At 58.2% G+C, this 14,298-nt stretch carries 19 protein-coding genes; 12 read left to right on the top strand and 7 right to left on the bottom strand.

The annotated features are described in order from the left end of the window. Positions 1–75 precede the first annotated feature (75 nt). Positions 76–288 carry a hypothetical protein gene (locus tag EGH25_RS05120; protein WP_266086572.1) on the bottom strand — a complete coding sequence of 71 codons (213 nt, stop codon included), beginning with the start codon at positions 286–288 and terminating at the stop codon, positions 76–78. A gap of 94 nt (positions 289–382) precedes the next feature. Here EGH25_RS05120 and EGH25_RS05115 point away from each other — a divergent pair, with 94 nt between their 5' ends. Then, positions 383–1,036 (top strand): SDR family NAD(P)-dependent oxidoreductase, encoded by a 654-nt coding sequence (locus tag EGH25_RS05115; protein WP_266086571.1) that lies wholly within the window; start codon positions 383–385, stop codon positions 1,034–1,036. 36 nt (positions 1,037–1,072) lie between these two features. On the opposite strand, the gene EGH25_RS05110 is transcribed toward EGH25_RS05115, so the two are convergent. Then, positions 1,073–1,483 (bottom strand): CopG family ribbon-helix-helix protein, encoded by a 411-nt coding sequence (locus EGH25_RS05110; RefSeq protein WP_266086570.1) that lies wholly within the window; start codon positions 1,481–1,483, stop codon positions 1,073–1,075. Between the two features lie 62 nt (positions 1,484–1,545). Here EGH25_RS05110 and EGH25_RS05105 point away from each other — a divergent pair, with 62 nt between their 5' ends. From EGH25_RS05105 to tsaA, 4 genes are all read left to right on the top strand, one after another. Continuing rightward, entirely contained in the window at positions 1,546–2,766 is a 1,221-nt protein-coding gene (locus EGH25_RS05105; RefSeq protein WP_266086569.1) for a GTP-binding protein, read from the top strand. Between the two features lie 2 nt (positions 2,767–2,768). Continuing rightward, a complete protein-coding gene (locus EGH25_RS05100) occupies positions 2,769–4,019 on the top strand; it encodes a CobW family GTP-binding protein (RefSeq protein WP_266086568.1) in 1,251 nt (416 codons plus the stop codon). A 111-nt stretch (positions 4,020–4,130) separates the two neighbouring features. Next, entirely contained in the window at positions 4,131–4,358 is a 228-nt protein-coding gene (locus EGH25_RS05095; RefSeq protein ID WP_266086567.1) for a hypothetical protein, read from the top strand. A 74-nt stretch (positions 4,359–4,432) separates the two neighbouring features. Next, the gene (tsaA, locus tag EGH25_RS05090; RefSeq protein ID WP_266086566.1) at positions 4,433–4,924 is read left to right on the top strand and encodes a tRNA (N6-threonylcarbamoyladenosine(37)-N6)-methyltransferase TrmO; all 492 of its coding nucleotides are present in this window, start codon (positions 4,433–4,435) and stop codon (positions 4,922–4,924) included. Between the two features lie 32 nt (positions 4,925–4,956). On the opposite strand, the gene EGH25_RS05085 is transcribed toward tsaA, so the two are convergent. Continuing rightward, a complete protein-coding gene (locus tag EGH25_RS05085) occupies positions 4,957–5,121 on the bottom strand; it encodes a preprotein translocase subunit Sec61beta (RefSeq protein WP_266086565.1) in 165 nt (54 codons plus the stop codon). 85 nt (positions 5,122–5,206) lie between these two features. On the opposite strand from EGH25_RS05085, the gene psmA reads away from it, so the two are divergent. The 6 genes from psmA to EGH25_RS05055 all read left to right on the top strand — a co-directional run bounded on the left by psmA (position 5,207) and on the right by EGH25_RS05055 (position 10,617). Continuing rightward, complete coding sequence (gene psmA / locus EGH25_RS05080; RefSeq protein WP_266086564.1) at positions 5,207–5,941, top strand: archaeal proteasome endopeptidase complex subunit alpha; 735 nt, start codon at positions 5,207–5,209, stop codon at positions 5,939–5,941. Next, positions 5,938–6,495, top strand: a complete 558-nt coding sequence (locus EGH25_RS05075) for an NUDIX hydrolase (protein WP_266086563.1) — start codon at positions 5,938–5,940, stop codon at positions 6,493–6,495. The genes psmA and EGH25_RS05075 overlap by 4 nt, the downstream gene beginning before the upstream one ends. A gap of 41 nt (positions 6,496–6,536) precedes the next feature. Beyond that, complete coding sequence (locus tag EGH25_RS05070) at positions 6,537–7,019, top strand: pyruvoyl-dependent arginine decarboxylase (protein WP_266086562.1); 483 nt, start codon at positions 6,537–6,539, stop codon at positions 7,017–7,019. A 13-nt stretch (positions 7,020–7,032) separates the two neighbouring features. Next, positions 7,033–8,169: an acyl-CoA dehydrogenase family protein gene (locus EGH25_RS05065; protein ID WP_266086561.1), complete on the top strand. Its 1,137-nt coding sequence runs from the start codon at positions 7,033–7,035 to the stop codon at positions 8,167–8,169. Positions 8,170–8,297: 128 nt separating this feature from the next. Continuing rightward, positions 8,298–9,926 (top strand): methyl-accepting chemotaxis protein, encoded by a 1,629-nt coding sequence (locus EGH25_RS05060; RefSeq protein ID WP_266086560.1) that lies wholly within the window; start codon positions 8,298–8,300, stop codon positions 9,924–9,926. Then, on the top strand, positions 9,919–10,617 hold the full coding sequence (locus EGH25_RS05055; protein WP_266086559.1) for a bacteriorhodopsin: 699 nt from the start codon (positions 9,919–9,921) through the stop codon (positions 10,615–10,617). The genes EGH25_RS05060 and EGH25_RS05055 overlap by 8 nt, the downstream gene beginning before the upstream one ends. Here the strand turns inward: EGH25_RS05055 and EGH25_RS05050 are convergent. The 3 genes from EGH25_RS05050 to EGH25_RS05040 are packed head-to-tail and all read right to left on the bottom strand — an operon-like array spanning position 10,614 to position 12,259. Further along, entirely contained in the window at positions 10,614–11,141 is a 528-nt protein-coding gene (locus EGH25_RS05050) for a magnesium transporter (protein WP_266086687.1), read from the bottom strand. The two genes, EGH25_RS05055 and EGH25_RS05050, sit on opposite strands and share 4 nt — an antisense overlap. A gap of 50 nt (positions 11,142–11,191) precedes the next feature. Then, entirely contained in the window at positions 11,192–11,776 is a 585-nt protein-coding gene (locus EGH25_RS05045; RefSeq protein WP_266086558.1) for a magnesium transporter, read from the bottom strand. Positions 11,777–11,830: 54 nt separating this feature from the next. Beyond that, positions 11,831–12,259: a universal stress protein gene (locus tag EGH25_RS05040; RefSeq protein ID WP_266086557.1), complete on the bottom strand. Its 429-nt coding sequence runs from the start codon at positions 12,257–12,259 to the stop codon at positions 11,831–11,833. A gap of 79 nt (positions 12,260–12,338) precedes the next feature. Here EGH25_RS05040 and EGH25_RS05035 point away from each other — a divergent pair, with 79 nt between their 5' ends. Continuing rightward, positions 12,339–13,532: a potassium channel family protein gene (locus tag EGH25_RS05035; protein ID WP_266086556.1), complete on the top strand. Its 1,194-nt coding sequence runs from the start codon at positions 12,339–12,341 to the stop codon at positions 13,530–13,532. Between the two features lie 3 nt (positions 13,533–13,535). On the opposite strand, the gene EGH25_RS05030 is transcribed toward EGH25_RS05035, so the two are convergent. After that, entirely contained in the window at positions 13,536–14,297 is a 762-nt protein-coding gene (locus EGH25_RS05030; protein WP_266086555.1) for an MOSC domain-containing protein, read from the bottom strand. Position 14,298 lies beyond the last annotated feature (1 nt).

Below are 14,298 nucleotides of genomic sequence, written 5' to 3'. Positions count from 1 at the left end.
CATGAGCAGTGCCGAAGTATAAACCGGGCTGTCCGTAGAACGGCGACATCTGACCCGGTAGAGGCTTTCTGTCGCTTAGTACGTCTGCTCGGCGTCCTCTTCGGCGCAGATTTCGACGTTCGTGATATGGGTTATATGAGACCTTTCGTCCGAGTCAACAGCCTTGACATAGCCGCTCGACACGCAGTACTCGACGTACTCAGCGTCTACTGTGTGTTGGTCTATACTGTCTATATGGACGGTAGCGTTCTCTATTACGTTCGTCGCGTGGTGTTTTATATCTGTCATGCCGCGCCGGCTACACGGGGTCACCGAATAAAGTATTTGCTAAAACTGAAAATAGATTAACAAGAATTATTATACTTCTGTGCTAATTAATACGATGGGCGTGTTAGAGGAGTTCAGGCTTGACTGCAAGAGCAGTTTAGTCACCGGCGGAGCGAGCGGCATCGGACGCGCCTTCGCCGAGGCGATGGATGAGGCGGGCGCGGACGTCGTAGTCGCCGACATATACGCTGAGGGTGCCGAGGAAGTCGCCGACGAGATAGCCGACGACACCGGACGCGAGACACTGGCGGTCGAGGCGGACGTGACCGACGAAGACAACGTGGAGACGATGGTTTCCGAAACTGTCGATGCCTTTGGTGGTCTCGATATCGCTTTCGCGAACGCCGGAATAGCCGAACTCGAACGCGGCGCGGAGACATATGAGGTGCGCCAGTGGAACCGTATCGTGGACGTCAACCTGACCGGCGTCTGGCTTACCGACCTGTACGCCGCACGCGCTATGTTCGACGACGGAGGGGGATCGGTAATCAACACAGCGTCGGTCTACGGTCTGCGCGGGAGCGAGGCACTCGGCTACATTCCCGCATACACGGCGTCGAAAGGCGGCGTCGTCAACCTGACGCGGACACTCGGTGCGGAGTGGGCTGAAGAAGGTGTACGTGTGAACGCCGTCGCACCGAGTCATGTCCGTACGGGAATCGGTGGCGGCGCGCTCAAAGACGACATGCCCGGTGTCGAAGACCCGTGAAACCGCAGAAAGAGTCTCGGGAGGCATACACCCGAACTACTGGCTTATTTCGCCCAGTGGCTTCGCCGTGTAGTCGGTGCTAACGGCGCCGTCGGTGGACCGAACCCTTCCAACGATCTCGTTAACCTCCTCGATATCGGACCTCACTACGAGTACCTCCATGCACCTATCCTCGTCTATGCAGGAATGCGAGCTACCGATTACGCTCCCTCCGTAGTCGTGTCTCAGTGAGCTTACCGTACTTTCTACCTCCGAATCCTCACGGAAGACAACCGTCACCGTCGCTATGACCTCCCCGTCGAGTTTCGCGTCGGCGTCGAACTCCTGTATGAAGCTACGGAGAGCCTCCCGTGTCAGGTCGCTTCTGCCCGAGTATCCGTGTCTGTCTACCTTGTCCTCTACCTCCGACAGGAGAGTATCCGGTAGCGAGATGCTTATTACGGCCATGTTAATAATATATAATCGAAATATATTAACAGTTACGAGAGAGATACAGTGTTGAGGAAAGTATGAACGCAAAAGACATACCTGTCACGGTGCTGAGCGGTAGCTTAGGCGCGGGGAAGACAACGTTGCTGAACAACGTTCTCAACACGGAGGAAAACCTCGATGCCGCCGTCGTGGTCAACGACATGGGCGAGGTAAACATAGACGCCGAACTCGTCGAGGAGACAGAGACGACCGATGACGAAGAGATAATCGAACTTTCGAACGGCTGTATCTGCTGTCGCCTCCGGGGGGACCTCCTCGATGAGGTAGGACGACTCGCGGAGGAACGTGACTTCGAGTATCTCCTCGTTGAGTCATCGGGAATCAGCGAACCGATACCCGTTGCACAGACCTTCGCGCTGGGTTACGACGCCGACTTCACACCGGAGGACACGGGACGCGACTTCGACCCGAGTGAGTTCTACGAACTCGACACTACCGTCACCGTCGTCAACGCACACAGCGTGTACGAGAACTTCTCGTCAGGTGCGGCTCTGACGGACGAAGATGTCGAGGCGGAGTCGGACAGGATGCCAGAAGGAGTCGTCATGGATCAGATAGAGTTCTGCGATGTCTTGGTTATGAACAAATGTGACCTCGTGCCGGAAGAAGAACTCGACGAGATAGAGGACGTCCTACGCACCCTCCAGCCACGTGCGAAGATTGTACGTTCCGAACACGGCGGCGTGGACCCCGGAGAGATTCTCGACACGGGCAGGTTCGACTTTGAGGAGGCACAGTCCTCGGCAGGATGGATGCACGAACTCGAAGAGGGACACCACCACGAGGACGCCGCGGAGGAACACGGTGTGACCTCGTTCGTCTACCGCGAACGGAGACCTTTCCACCCCGGACGCATAGAGGAGTTCCTGAGCGATATCCCTGAAAACGTCATACGTGCCAAAGGGTACTTCTGGATACCGAGTGCCGACGCTGTCGCTATGGGAATCGACAAGGCGGGAACTTCCGTGCGTGCGGGACCGAACTCAAGATGGCTCGCGTCCCTTCCCCAACGCGAGATAGAGAAGTACTTCGAGAAGTACCCCGAGGTCGAAGACGAGTGGCACCCAGAATGGGGCGACAGAAACACCAAACTCGTATTCATAGGGCGCGAGATAGACGCCGCCTCGATAGAGGAAGAACTCGATGCCTGCGTCATGACCGACGAGGAACTCGAACGAGACCTGGATAGCTACCGGAACCCGTTCGGGAGCGACGGACAGACGGAGGTTGGTAACTGACCATGGCATCGGAAACGGACGAACCCGTACCCGTTACCGTCGTGAGCGGTAGCCTCGGTGCCGGAAAGACGACTCTGGTCAACCACGTTTTGAAGGAGGTTCAAGACAGCGGCGAAACGATTACGGTTCTCGTCAACGACATGGGCAAGCTGAACGTGGACGCCGAACTTGTAGAGGGCCCTGTGTCCGGCGAGGACGGCGACCTCGTCGAACTTTCCGGCGGCTGTATCTGCTGTCAGCTACAGGGCGAACTCAGAAGACGAACCGCCGAACTCGCACGCGAACACGACTTCGACTACCTCCTCGTCGAGTCATCGGGTGTTAGCGAACCGACCCCTGTCGCACAGAACTTCGTCTCGGGTAGCGGTCTGTACCCCGGACCGTACGAACTCGACACCATGGCTACGGTCGTGGACACGGATATCTTCGACGGGGTAATCGGGGACACAGGCATGGATGCGGCTGAGCTGGGTGCCGACGCGACCGGGGCGACGAAGCCGATAGAGGATATACTTATGGATCAGATAGAGTTCTCCGATGTCCTCATACTCAACAAGTGTGACCTACTCTCCGAAGAGGAAGTCGACAGGGTGGAGGCTGTTCTCCGCGAACTCAAGCCCGACGCGGCGGTACACCGTACCGAGTTCGGTATCGTAGAACCCGGTAAGATACTCGGAACCGGGAGGTTCGACATCGAGGAGACAGGCAACTCCGCGGGGTGGATAGAACGCCTCAAGAGCGAGGACTCGGTCAAGATCCATCACGAAGGCGACGACGGTCACGAAGATGGCCACGAACACGGTCATGAACACCGCCATCCCGACGAAAAGTACGGCGTCTCTTCGTTCGTCTACAGGAGGGATCGTCCGTTCCACCCCAGACGTCTTACCGACTTTCTTGAAGACATGCCCGACTCCGTCGTCCGCGCTAAGGGTTTCGTCTGGCTACCCCACTCGGAGAAGTTCTCGGTCTCGTTAAACGTCGCGGCGAACGAGTACCGCCTCTCTGTGGCGGGGAAATGGATAGCCGAACTCCCCGATGAAAAGCGCGAGGAGATGCTCAACGAAAATCCAGTCCTACGAGAGAACTGGGATCCGAATTGGGGGGATAGAGGCGAACAGCTCGTCTTCATAGGGACTGAGATGGAAAGTGAAGACGTTGTTAACGAACTCGATGACTGTCTCCTTACCGACGAGGAGATGGGTTCGGACTGGGACGACCTGGAGAACCCGGTGGATATCCTACCCTTCTAGCGTGCCACCTGCCGCTGTCGGAACTCTCTGTCACGTTGACCCAGGTGGGGGATCAACTTTTCTTTTTGATTAGCAAACTTTATTTGTGTATAGTATTTACAATATCATGCAATGGCAATAGACGGAGACGAACTCAACGAAAGACTCGAAAAGAACGGCGAACTGATGATAGCAGTCTCGGACTTCGACAAGCCGATAGAACTCCATCTCCACGATACCGAGGTAAACGAGGAGACGGTCCATCTGGAACTCACCGATGGTGACCTCACCTTCGACGTTGAGGAGATTGTCGCTGCCTGGCACCACACCCACTCGCTCAAAGACCTCGGACTCGAATAAGCCGGTCGGTGAGGGCGTCCCAACGACGCCCCGACTACGGTAGCTATTTTTCACATAATGCCCTATGTCCGGGCGTGTCCGAACACCGGTTTGAGTACGAGCCGATAGGCTGTATAGAGACACCGTTCGAATCGCCCGAAGGGATGCCTATACAGCCCGCCGGAGCGGAGGGAACGGAGGGAACCGTCAGGTTAGACGAGGAGTACACCGAAGGTCTCCGGGATCTCGACGGCTTCAGCCACTGTATTCTCGTGTACCATCTCCACGAAGCGGGCGATGCGGGATCGTTACGCGTGGAGCCGTTCTTGGACGACAAGGAGCGTGGTCTCTTTGCGACGCGCGCGCCCCGGCGCCCGAACCCTATCGGTCTCTCCGTCGTCAGGATCGGTACCGTTGACGAAGGCGAGGTAACCGTTACAGGCATCGACGTCGTCGACGGAACGCCACTGTTGGACATAAAGCCGTTCGTTCCGGGCTTCGACTCACCGGAGGACGCGGAGACAGGATGGCTCGACGTATCACCGTCGGAGATACGTACGGAACGATCCGACGGTAGGTTTCTCTGATAGCTGTACCCGACGGCTGTGGAACCGTAAAGCTACGCGTAAGCGAAGTTCAGCGTCTGTACCACGAATCCGATAGCGACGCAGACAGCCACTATCGTCTTAGGATCCATCTTTATACCGCGGCTGTCCTGGTTCTCGAAGTAACGGACGAGTCCCGCGGAGGACATCAGACCGCCGCTGTTTTCTCCTGATGACATACTCAAAGGTCGTCCTCGTCGCCTAATAACTCTGTCGGTGGCGGGTTAGCAACAGATTGAATACGGGCGGTCTGCAAGAAAGGGTATGCAGCAGAACGATCAGATGGCTTACGACAGGGGAAGCACTATCTTCAGTCCCGACGGACGTCTATATCAGGTCGAGTACGCCCGCGAGGCGGTCAAACGCGGGAGCGTCTCTATAGGTATCAAGACCGCCGAAGGCGTCGTACTCGTCGCCGAAAAACGCGTCTCCTCCGATCTTCTCGTCTCCGAGACTATAGAGAAGATATACACCGTCGACGACCATCTCGCCGTCGCCGCGAGCGGGCACGTCGCCGACGCGCGTCAGCTCGTCGAGTTCGCGCGCCGTGAGTCACAGCGCAACCAGTACATGTACGAGGAGCCTCTGGAGACCGACACGCTCGCCAAGGCGTTGGGCGATCATATACAGCAGTATACGCAGTACGGCGGAACGCGTCCGTTCGGATGCGCTCTGCTCGTCGCGGGGATGACACGTGACGGTCCCGCGCTTATAGAGAGCGAACCCTCCGGGGCTATCATCGGCTACAAGGCGGCGGGTATAGGCGAGGGACGCGCCGACGTTGAGGACGCTCTTGAGGAGGGTTACGACGAAGGTATGTCGATCGACGAGGGTCTTGAACTCGCCGTCAGCGTACTCGTCGACCGCGACGACACGACGCTCGAAGCCACCGAAGCGTCGGTCGTTGAGGAGGACGGTGTCAGAAGCGTCACGAGCCAAGAGCTTCACGAGTACGCACCCGAAGACTACGACGAATCCGACGAAGAGACGGAGGAATGAACGACTGGAAGGAGGCGGTTCCCCCCGTCGAAACGACGGATCCCGAAGCCTCCGACGGTCTGAAGCAAAGCGCCGTCTTCGTTCCCGTCTACGAGGAAGATGGCGAACCCGGTCTGCTTTTCACCAAACGGTCGGATGATCTGCCGCGGCACGCGGGACAGGTTTCGTTTCCGGGCGGTAGACGCGAGGAAGGCGACCCGACGCTTCTCGATACGGCTTTACGCGAACTACACGAGGAGGTCGGTATGCCGTCGGACAGTACCGACGTTGTAGGTCTCTTCGGCGAGGTACGTACCACGACGGGGTACTCCATCTTCCCTTTCGTCGGAGGCGTTCCGCGCGACTTCGAGTACGTGAGACAGGAGTCGGAGGTTGCGGAGTTAATCTTCGCCCCCGCCCACGAACTCACCGAACCCAGCATACACGAACGTCGGCGTAAGGGCGGACACAAGCTACATTACTTCCATTACGACGACTACACCATCTGGGGCGCGACGGCGGGGATACTCGTGGAGTTCCTCGACACCGTCGGTCTCTGGCGCGAGGGACGTTAAGACAAGCCTTTTGCGTCACAGACGGCTATCCCCGGCGACAGATGTACGTACCTTCGGAGGTTTTCTTCGTCTCGGGTGTCGGAAGACACACCGCACGCGTGGCGTCGTTCGAGCACGCCCTACGTGACGCCGGTATCGAGCCTTACAACCTCGTCACGGTTTCGAGTATCTTCCCTCCCGACACGGATAAGGTCGAACCGCACGAGGGCGTCGAGGCTCTCGAAGCCGGACAGGTCGTACACGCGGTTCTGGGACGCGAGACGGCGACCGACGGAGAACCCCGCGCCGCCGTGGGTGTCGCGCATCCCGACGGCGACGGACACGGCTACTTCGTAGAGGGCGACGGCGTAACCGGTGACGAGGCGGAGACGCTCGCGCGCGAGATGGTCGAAACCTCGGAAACGACGGGCGACGTGGCGCGTTCGTTCAACGTAGAAGCCTCCGCGACCGCCGACGGCGACGGGTACGTAACCGCCGTCGCCGTTGCGGTTCTCGTCCCTCCGCAACCTATTACCGACGCGTAGCCGTAGTCCGTCCATGTTCGACTACCTCTCGCTCGACGACGAACTCACCGACGACGAACGCGCCGTCCGCGACGAGGCACGCGAACTCGTCGACTCGTTACGCCCTTTCGGCGAACTCTTCCTCGAAGGCGAGTTCCCCGATGTCTTCGACGAACTCGGCGACAGAGGCTTGCTCGCACCCCACCTACGCGGCGGTTCCCCGCGCGCCTACGGCGTCGCCATGCGCGAACTCGAAGCCGGCGACAGCGGCTTACGTAGCGCCGTGAGCGTCCAAGGCGCTCTCGTCGCGTACCCGGTCGCGCGTTACGGAACCGATGCCCAACGCGACGAGTATCTCGACGACCTACTTGACGGCGAGACTGTCGGCTGTTTCGCTCTCACGGAGCCGGACGTTGGCTCCGCGCCTCACGAGATGGGGGCGACGGCGCACAGAGAAGGCGACGGGTACGTCCTGAACGGCACCAAACGGTGGGTCACGAACTCCCCGATCGCCGATGTCGCCCTCGTCTGGGCGCGCGACGACGGCGGCGACGGTGACGTACGCGGCTTCCTCGTCCCCACCGACACCGACGGCGTACACGTCGAGCCTATCGACGGTCTTCTCTCCCTACGTATCTCGGAGTCCGCCGAGGTTACGCTCGACGACGTACACGTACCCGACGACGCCGTTCTCGACGTGCGCGGTATGCGCGGACCCCTCTCATGCCTCAATCAGGCGCGTTACGGGATCGCATGGGGGGCTGTCGGCGCGGCGCGTGACGCCTTCGAACACGCGCTCGACTACGCGAAGGGACGCGAGCAGTGGGGGCGCGCCGTCGCTGGCTTCCAGCTCCAGCAAGAGAAGTTCGCCGACTGCGCAACCAGGATAACGACGGCGGAGCTTATCGCGCGCCGTCTTGCCGACCTCAAGGAGAGCGACGAACTCGAACCCCACCATGTCTCTATGGGAAAACGCCACAGCGCGGAGGTGGCGCGTAACGTCACACGGACGGCGCGCGAGATCATGGGCGGAAACGGCGTACTCGCCGACCATCCGCCGATGCGTCATATGCTCAACGCCGAGACGGTCTACACGTACGAGGGTACCCACGACGTACATTCGCTCATAATGGGGGCGGAGATAACCGGCGAACCCGCCTTCGAAGGATAGCCGCCAACCGGGTTTCGGTATCCCATACAGTAGCAAACACTCGGGAATAGACGTTCGCAGTACCGTACTTTATCATAGATGATATCTTCGACATCAGATATTTTATGTGAGAGCGCTCATGTACGCGCGTGAGCATAGCTACAAAACTTCTGCCGAGTACGGTCAGTAGAAGCTATACAGCCAAACTTGTGACCGTATTCGCACTTGTGGTGGCAGTCACGGTAGGTTTTGGTGCGGTTGTGTATCTTGAAATAAACTCTGTACTTGCAGGACAACAGGCGGGTCAGGTATATGATGTTGCCGTTTCCGGTATAGTTGGTCTAGTGGTTCTGACCATAATCAATCTTGGTCTTGTGGCTGCGACCGTCGGCGGCAATACGGCTTCTTCCCTATCCGTACTTTCTAAAAAAGCAAGCAGGATGGGAGACGGAAACTTAGATGTCGATTTAAACTCCCGCAGGCAGGATGAGATAGGTGAACTGTACGAAGCGTTTGACGGCATGAGGACGTCTCTGCGTGAGTCATTCGACAGCGTAGAACAACAGAGGGAGCGTGCTGAGGAAGCCCTTGAGGAAGCCGAAGCCGAGAGAAACCGTGCAGAAGAGATGACACAGAACATAATGTCCGAGGCGGAGAGGTTCGGTGAGGTAATGGAAGAATGCGCGCAGGGTGACTTTACCCGTCGGTTGGATCCTGAGACGGAACAAGAGGCTATGGAAACCATAGCAGGGTCGTTCAACGAAATGATGGACGACATAGAGGCAGTTCTCATCAGGATAGACTCATTCGCTATCGAGGTTTCGGAAAGCTCCGAAGAACTCCGTTCAAGCGCACAGGAGATTACACAGAGAAGCCGGGAGGTGAACGAGACTATACAGGAGATATCCAGCGGGGCGGACAGACAGACAGAAAAGATACAACAGATAGCAACCGAAATGGAGGAGGTATCGGCGGCAACCGAACAGATGGCGGCGAGCGCAGACACCCTCGCAGAGCAGTCGAAAAGGGCTGCAGAGGAAGGCGAGACAGGTCGTAAGACAGCAGAAGAGGCGATACAAGAGATGAATGAGGTTGAAAAGAGGACTGAAGAAGCGGTCGGATCGATAGAGGAGCTGTACGAAGAGATAAAGGAGATAGGAGAGATAACGAACCTCATTACCGATATAGCCGAACAGACGAACATGCTTGCTCTAAATGCATCCATAGAGGCAGCCCGTGCCGACCAAGACGGCGAGGGGTTTGCAGTCGTCGCTAATGAGGTAAAATCCTTAGCAGAAGAGACAAAACAGGCGACCTCCGATATAGAAGAGTCGGTCAGCCAGATACAGGCAAAGACGGAAAACACCGTTGACGAGATACGAACGGTAAGTGAACGTATATCGGCAGGCGTCGGTACCGTGGAAGATACGGTTAGCTCGCTTGACACGATAGTTGAGTCTATAGAGGACGCAGACTCCGGCATCCAAGAGATAAACAGATCTACCACCAGTCAGGCGGAGTCATCTCAGCAGGTCGTCGGTATGATAGACGAAGTTGCGGAGATATCCTCCACCACGGACGACAGATCTACGGATGTCACGGAGGCGGCAAAGTCACAGTATGACTCCATCGACAGAGTTTCGAAAAAGATCGATAGTTTCTCAGAAGAGGCAGACGATCTGCTTGAAATACTGAACGAAATAGAGGTATCGGAAGATATGGAACCGGATGGAAGCAACGTTCGTTCTGACCCTATCCGGGGTGGTGCGGATGATTGAACTCACGTATATATTCGGTCTCGGAGCTGGTGGTATGGCTCTCGGGTCTATCGCGTTCATATCTGAATGGATCTCCTCGACTGATAGATCAAAATACTACGCGACCCTCACAGGTATAAGCCTGACCGCTATGATTGCATACACGTCGATGAGCCTCGGTTACGGCATCATAGAGGTAGATGCCAGAGCCGTCTTCGCCCCAAGGTATATAGACTGGATCATAACCACGCCCCTTCTGTTGCTGTTTATAGGTATGATCGCCGGCTCTGATAAACGAGAACTCGCTACTACCGTGTTCGTAAACACGGTCGTGATGGTTGCCGGCTTCGGCGCCGCCCTTATCTCCGGACCCGGTAAGTTCGTAGCCTTTGGGTTCGCATCCGTCGCGTACATAGCACTCATCTACCTTCTGACGGTATCTATGACCAAAACCGCCGAAGATCGCCCCGAAAGGGTTAGTTCGCTCTTCAGGAGTCTCCGTAACCTGACGGTCATACTCTGGAGCATATACCCTATAATATGGTTACTCAGTTCCGCAGGATTCAGCGTTATCACAGTACCTGTCAATGTCATGCTGGTCACGTATCTCGATATACTTACGAAGGTTGGATTCGGTCTGATAGCGATCAATACTAGCTCCGCAGTAGGGTCAGCAAGTTCCGAAGGAGCCATCGCAACCGATCCCAGCTAAAGGGTTAGTGACGCTACGACGGCGAGTATGACGACGCCGAGTATGTCGCAGAGATTGGTTACGACGGGGATCGTCGTGTCGTCGGGGTCGAGACCCATCCTGTACGAGACGTAGGTCGCGGAGACGCTGAGTACGACTGCGACGACTGCGAGAGCCATACCGCTCACGAAGGAGACGGTGAACGTCTCACGTAACGTCATACCGCCGCCTATACTGACGACGGGAATCAGAGTCAGACCGTACGCCGTGACACCGAGCGCCGCAAAGACGGTCGCGGCGAGCGCGAGCGTTGCGACGACGTTGGTGAGTATCGTTGTATCGCGCGGCGAGAACTCCAACGTGCCGAGATGGAGACGCGTGGAGAGACGTGACGAAAGAACGCTACCGAGGTTACCGCCCATCGCTATCATAACGGGGACGAGCACGAGAAGCGTCGGTCTGTCGAGGAACGTCCTTTCGAGTTCGTGGAGGACGTAACCCGAACCCATTTCGAGAACCGAAAGCGCGACGAGTATAGGCATCATCGTCCCCACTATACCCCGCACCGACCAGTCTCCCAACGAACCCGTCGGTGTCACCCTATCACCTCCACGACGACGACGCCGGCGTACAGGAAGACGACACCGAACATGTCACCGAGTGTCGTTACGATAGGACCCACGAGGTTGTCGGGATCGATACCGCGTTTGTACCCCGCGAAGACGAGACCGAGAAGACCGGCTATCATGACGAACGATGTTAGAAGACCCGCGACGAGCGTAACGCCGACGAGTTCGCCGAGCGCCGCCGAGTCGCGTCCGAGAGCGCGGAGTATGAGCCACGACATCGCGCCGATGAAGACAGAGACGGTGATGCCGTTGACGAACGACGCCGCAACGGCGTTTATTAGACGCGCGTCGCGCCCGAAACGCGGTTCTATAAGCCCTTGGTGAAGACCCGTCGATATACGCGCGCCGAGAGCGCCGTAGACGTTTCCGCGCGTCGCAAGGAAGGCAGGTAGAAGAAGAAGAAGACCCGGATAGCTCGCGAACGTCTCCGTCATGCCCTCGGTTCCTATGAACGAACCCGCGAACAGACCGCCCGCGAGCGAGACGGTAAGTATCGCCACCGACTCCTTGTAGATACGTACGGCGTCTCTTACGGCGGTCGGAACCGTCATCCGGATGAAGATACGGCACGCAACGAATAACTCTTTCCCAGCGCGTCCGACCTCTCAGTCGGGTCTTACGGTAACGACGGGGACCGACGATGTACGTACGACGTTGTCGGTTACGCTACCGAGGAGGACGCGCCGAACGCCGCTTCTTCCGTGCGTTCCCATCACAATAGCGTCGACGTTCTCGTCACCGTACTCAACTATCTTCTCCGCGGGTATACCCGTCTCGACGACCTCGACGGCGTAGAGACCGCGTTCGCGTGCGCGGTCGGCGAGCGCCTTTGCGTTCTCCTCCGCGTTCTCGTGCATACGTTCCTCGTTCTTCGCCGCACCACTCGTGTACGTCGTGCTTGCCACGAGTTCGGCGTCGACGACAGAGATAACGTGAACCTCTGCGTCGAGTTCCTCGGCGAGGTCGAGACCCGCTTCCGTGGCTTTCTCTGACTCGGCGCTACCGTCGGTCGGTATCAGTATACTGTCGTACATAGAACTGTATACGGGCGTCGTGTACGAAAGCCTATCGACGTGCCAAAGACTTATTTTCGTTTTCCCCGAACTAACCACGATGAACGGTTCGGAGATAGAGTACGAGCCGCGGAGCGTCAAGGATCTCGTCGCGGACATGAAGGATACGTCCGAACTCATGGTCGATCTCGCCTACTCGGCGGTTCTTTACGAGAACCGCGAGCTCGCAAAGGAGGTACTCGATCTTGAGGAACGTATGAACGTCCTGCGTTACCACGCGCATATAGCCCTAACGCTCGCGGCGCGTAACCCCGACGGAGCCGAGAAGCTCGTCGGTATCTTCCAGATAGTCGGCGCGGCGGAGAAGATAGCCAACGCCGCCGACGACATCGCCACCGTCCTGACACAGGATGTCGGTCTCCCCGACGAGTTCAGAAGCGCGCTTCCCGAGGCGAAGGAGGTCGTATTCCGCGCGCAGGTCGACGAGGAGAGCGAACTCGGCGGACATACGCTCGGCGACCTCGACCTTGAGACGAACACGGGCGTCCACGTCTTCGCTATACGCCGCGACACCGAATGGATATTCGCGCCCGACAGGGACAGTCAGGTTGTACGCGGCGACGTGCTTTTCGGAGAAGGACCTGAGACGGGCGTCGAACGCGTCTACGGACGCGCGACACGCCGCGACTGGGAGCGCGAGGGCGCGGTTTCGAGCGAGATCGAGAACCTCGACCGCGCCGTAACCGCCGTCGTTGAGATGAAGAACATCTCCGAACTCGCCGTCGGTCTCGCATACTCCGCGGTTCTGCTCGAAAGCCACGAGGTTGCGACGGAGGTACGTGCGCTCGAAACAAAGACCGACCGTCTGCGCCAGAACCTTGAGGAGTGGGTTCTCGAATCCGCGGCACGCGTCGATGACCCGACGAAGCTACGTGGTCTTATGCATCTCGCCATCGCCTCGGAGGTGATCGCGGACGCCGCGCTTGAGGTCGCCGACTCAGTGATGCGCGACATCAACGCACACCCTGTCTTCGCCGAGGCGATACGTGAGAGCAACGAGGTCATAGCGACCGTCTCCGTCGACGAAGGAACTGAACTCGACGGACGTACACTCGGCGAGCTACTCGTCGAGTCCGAGACGGGTATGTACGTGATGGCGATACACCGGAAGGACGACGAATGGGTCTACAGCCCGACGGAGCATACGACCGTCTGCGCCGGCGATACGCTCATAGCGCGTGGACCCGACGGAGGTAAGGAACGTCTACGTAGAATGGCGCACGACGTCGCGTGAGGGCTACGCCTCCTCGACTATATCGCCGACACGTAACATCGACGAGCCACGGTCACCGTCGGCGACTCTGCATATCAGACCCACGGTGTAAGCGCGGTCGAACGTCTCCGCGTCCGGCACCGTCGGCTCCCTCTTACGGGTGAACTTCTCGCGGAAGCCCTCGCGGCGTTCGCCCGTCTTGGGGTCGCGCGTCGGCACGACGCACCGGTTGCACGGTTCGACGCCTTCGAGACGGACGCCGCCGACCGACAGGTCAGGGACACCGTCGCCCGCGAAGCCGTCCTCCCAGAACGCGGGTACACCGCCGACCTCGACGTTCATCCTCAGCCTTCTACGCACACCGTCGGCGTCGATACCGTCGAACCACGACGCTACCTCGTGTAACGTAGCGGTGCTCACGACCGACACGGAGGCAAGCCTGTCGCGTCTGTCGACGAAGCCGACACCGTCGTCGTACAGGACGGTCGTGTCTTCGGGTACGCCTTCGAGCCAGCTTTCGAGTCTCCGTCTTCCCTCATCGTCGAAGCCGACAACGATACGTTCGCCCTGAGGCGACTCCACGGCTAGACCGCCCGGCGTTACCGATGCCGCGTACCCGTAGACGTCTTCCGTCTTCCTGCCGTTGAGAACCTCGTCGTCGTACAGCGCGAACAGCCTGTCGTGTTCAAGTGTTCCTGAGTTAGAGACACGTGCCTTCTCCGTGTCGTCGCCCGCGAACCCCTTGACGGGGTACAGCCTTATCCGTTCGACACGGGCGTTTACCATC

The sequence above is a fragment of the Halorutilus salinus genome (assembly GCF_026242195.1).
GTDB classification, from domain to species: Archaea; Halobacteriota; Halobacteria; order Halobacteriales; family Halorutilaceae; genus Halorutilus; species Halorutilus salinus.
This window is presented reverse-complemented; position numbering and strand designations above follow the sequence as displayed.

Coding starts and splice junctions, on each gene's coding strand:
- EGH25_RS05120 (WP_266086572.1), bottom strand. CDS start 288: ATGACAGATATAAAACACCACGCGACGAACGTAATAGAGAACGCTACC.
- EGH25_RS05115 (WP_266086571.1), top strand. CDS start 383: ATGGGCGTGTTAGAGGAGTTCAGGCTTGACTGCAAGAGCAGTTTAGTC.
- EGH25_RS05110 (WP_266086570.1), bottom strand. CDS start 1,483: ATGGCCGTAATAAGCATCTCGCTACCGGATACTCTCCTGTCGGAGGTA.
- EGH25_RS05105 (WP_266086569.1), top strand. CDS start 1,546: ATGAACGCAAAAGACATACCTGTCACGGTGCTGAGCGGTAGCTTAGGC.
- EGH25_RS05100 (WP_266086568.1), top strand. CDS start 2,769: ATGGCATCGGAAACGGACGAACCCGTACCCGTTACCGTCGTGAGCGGT.
- EGH25_RS05095 (WP_266086567.1), top strand. CDS start 4,131: ATGGCAATAGACGGAGACGAACTCAACGAAAGACTCGAAAAGAACGGC.
- EGH25_RS05085 (WP_266086565.1), bottom strand. CDS start 5,121: ATGTCATCAGGAGAAAACAGCGGCGGTCTGATGTCCTCCGCGGGACTC.
- psmA (WP_266086564.1), top strand. CDS start 5,207: ATGCAGCAGAACGATCAGATGGCTTACGACAGGGGAAGCACTATCTTC.
- EGH25_RS05075 (WP_266086563.1), top strand. CDS start 5,938: ATGAACGACTGGAAGGAGGCGGTTCCCCCCGTCGAAACGACGGATCCC.
- EGH25_RS05070 (WP_266086562.1), top strand. CDS start 6,537: ATGTACGTACCTTCGGAGGTTTTCTTCGTCTCGGGTGTCGGAAGACAC.
- EGH25_RS05065 (WP_266086561.1), top strand. CDS start 7,033: ATGTTCGACTACCTCTCGCTCGACGACGAACTCACCGACGACGAACGC.
- EGH25_RS05055 (WP_266086559.1), top strand. CDS start 9,919: ATGATTGAACTCACGTATATATTCGGTCTCGGAGCTGGTGGTATGGCT.
- EGH25_RS05050 (WP_266086687.1), bottom strand. CDS start 11,141: ATGATGCCTATACTCGTCGCGCTTTCGGTTCTCGAAATGGGTTCGGGT.
- EGH25_RS05045 (WP_266086558.1), bottom strand. CDS start 11,776: ATGACGGTTCCGACCGCCGTAAGAGACGCCGTACGTATCTACAAGGAG.
- EGH25_RS05040 (WP_266086557.1), bottom strand. CDS start 12,259: ATGTACGACAGTATACTGATACCGACCGACGGTAGCGCCGAGTCAGAG.
- EGH25_RS05035 (WP_266086556.1), top strand. CDS start 12,339: ATGAACGGTTCGGAGATAGAGTACGAGCCGCGGAGCGTCAAGGATCTC.
- EGH25_RS05030 (WP_266086555.1), bottom strand. CDS start 14,297: ATGGTAAACGCCCGTGTCGAACGGATAAGGCTGTACCCCGTCAAGGGG.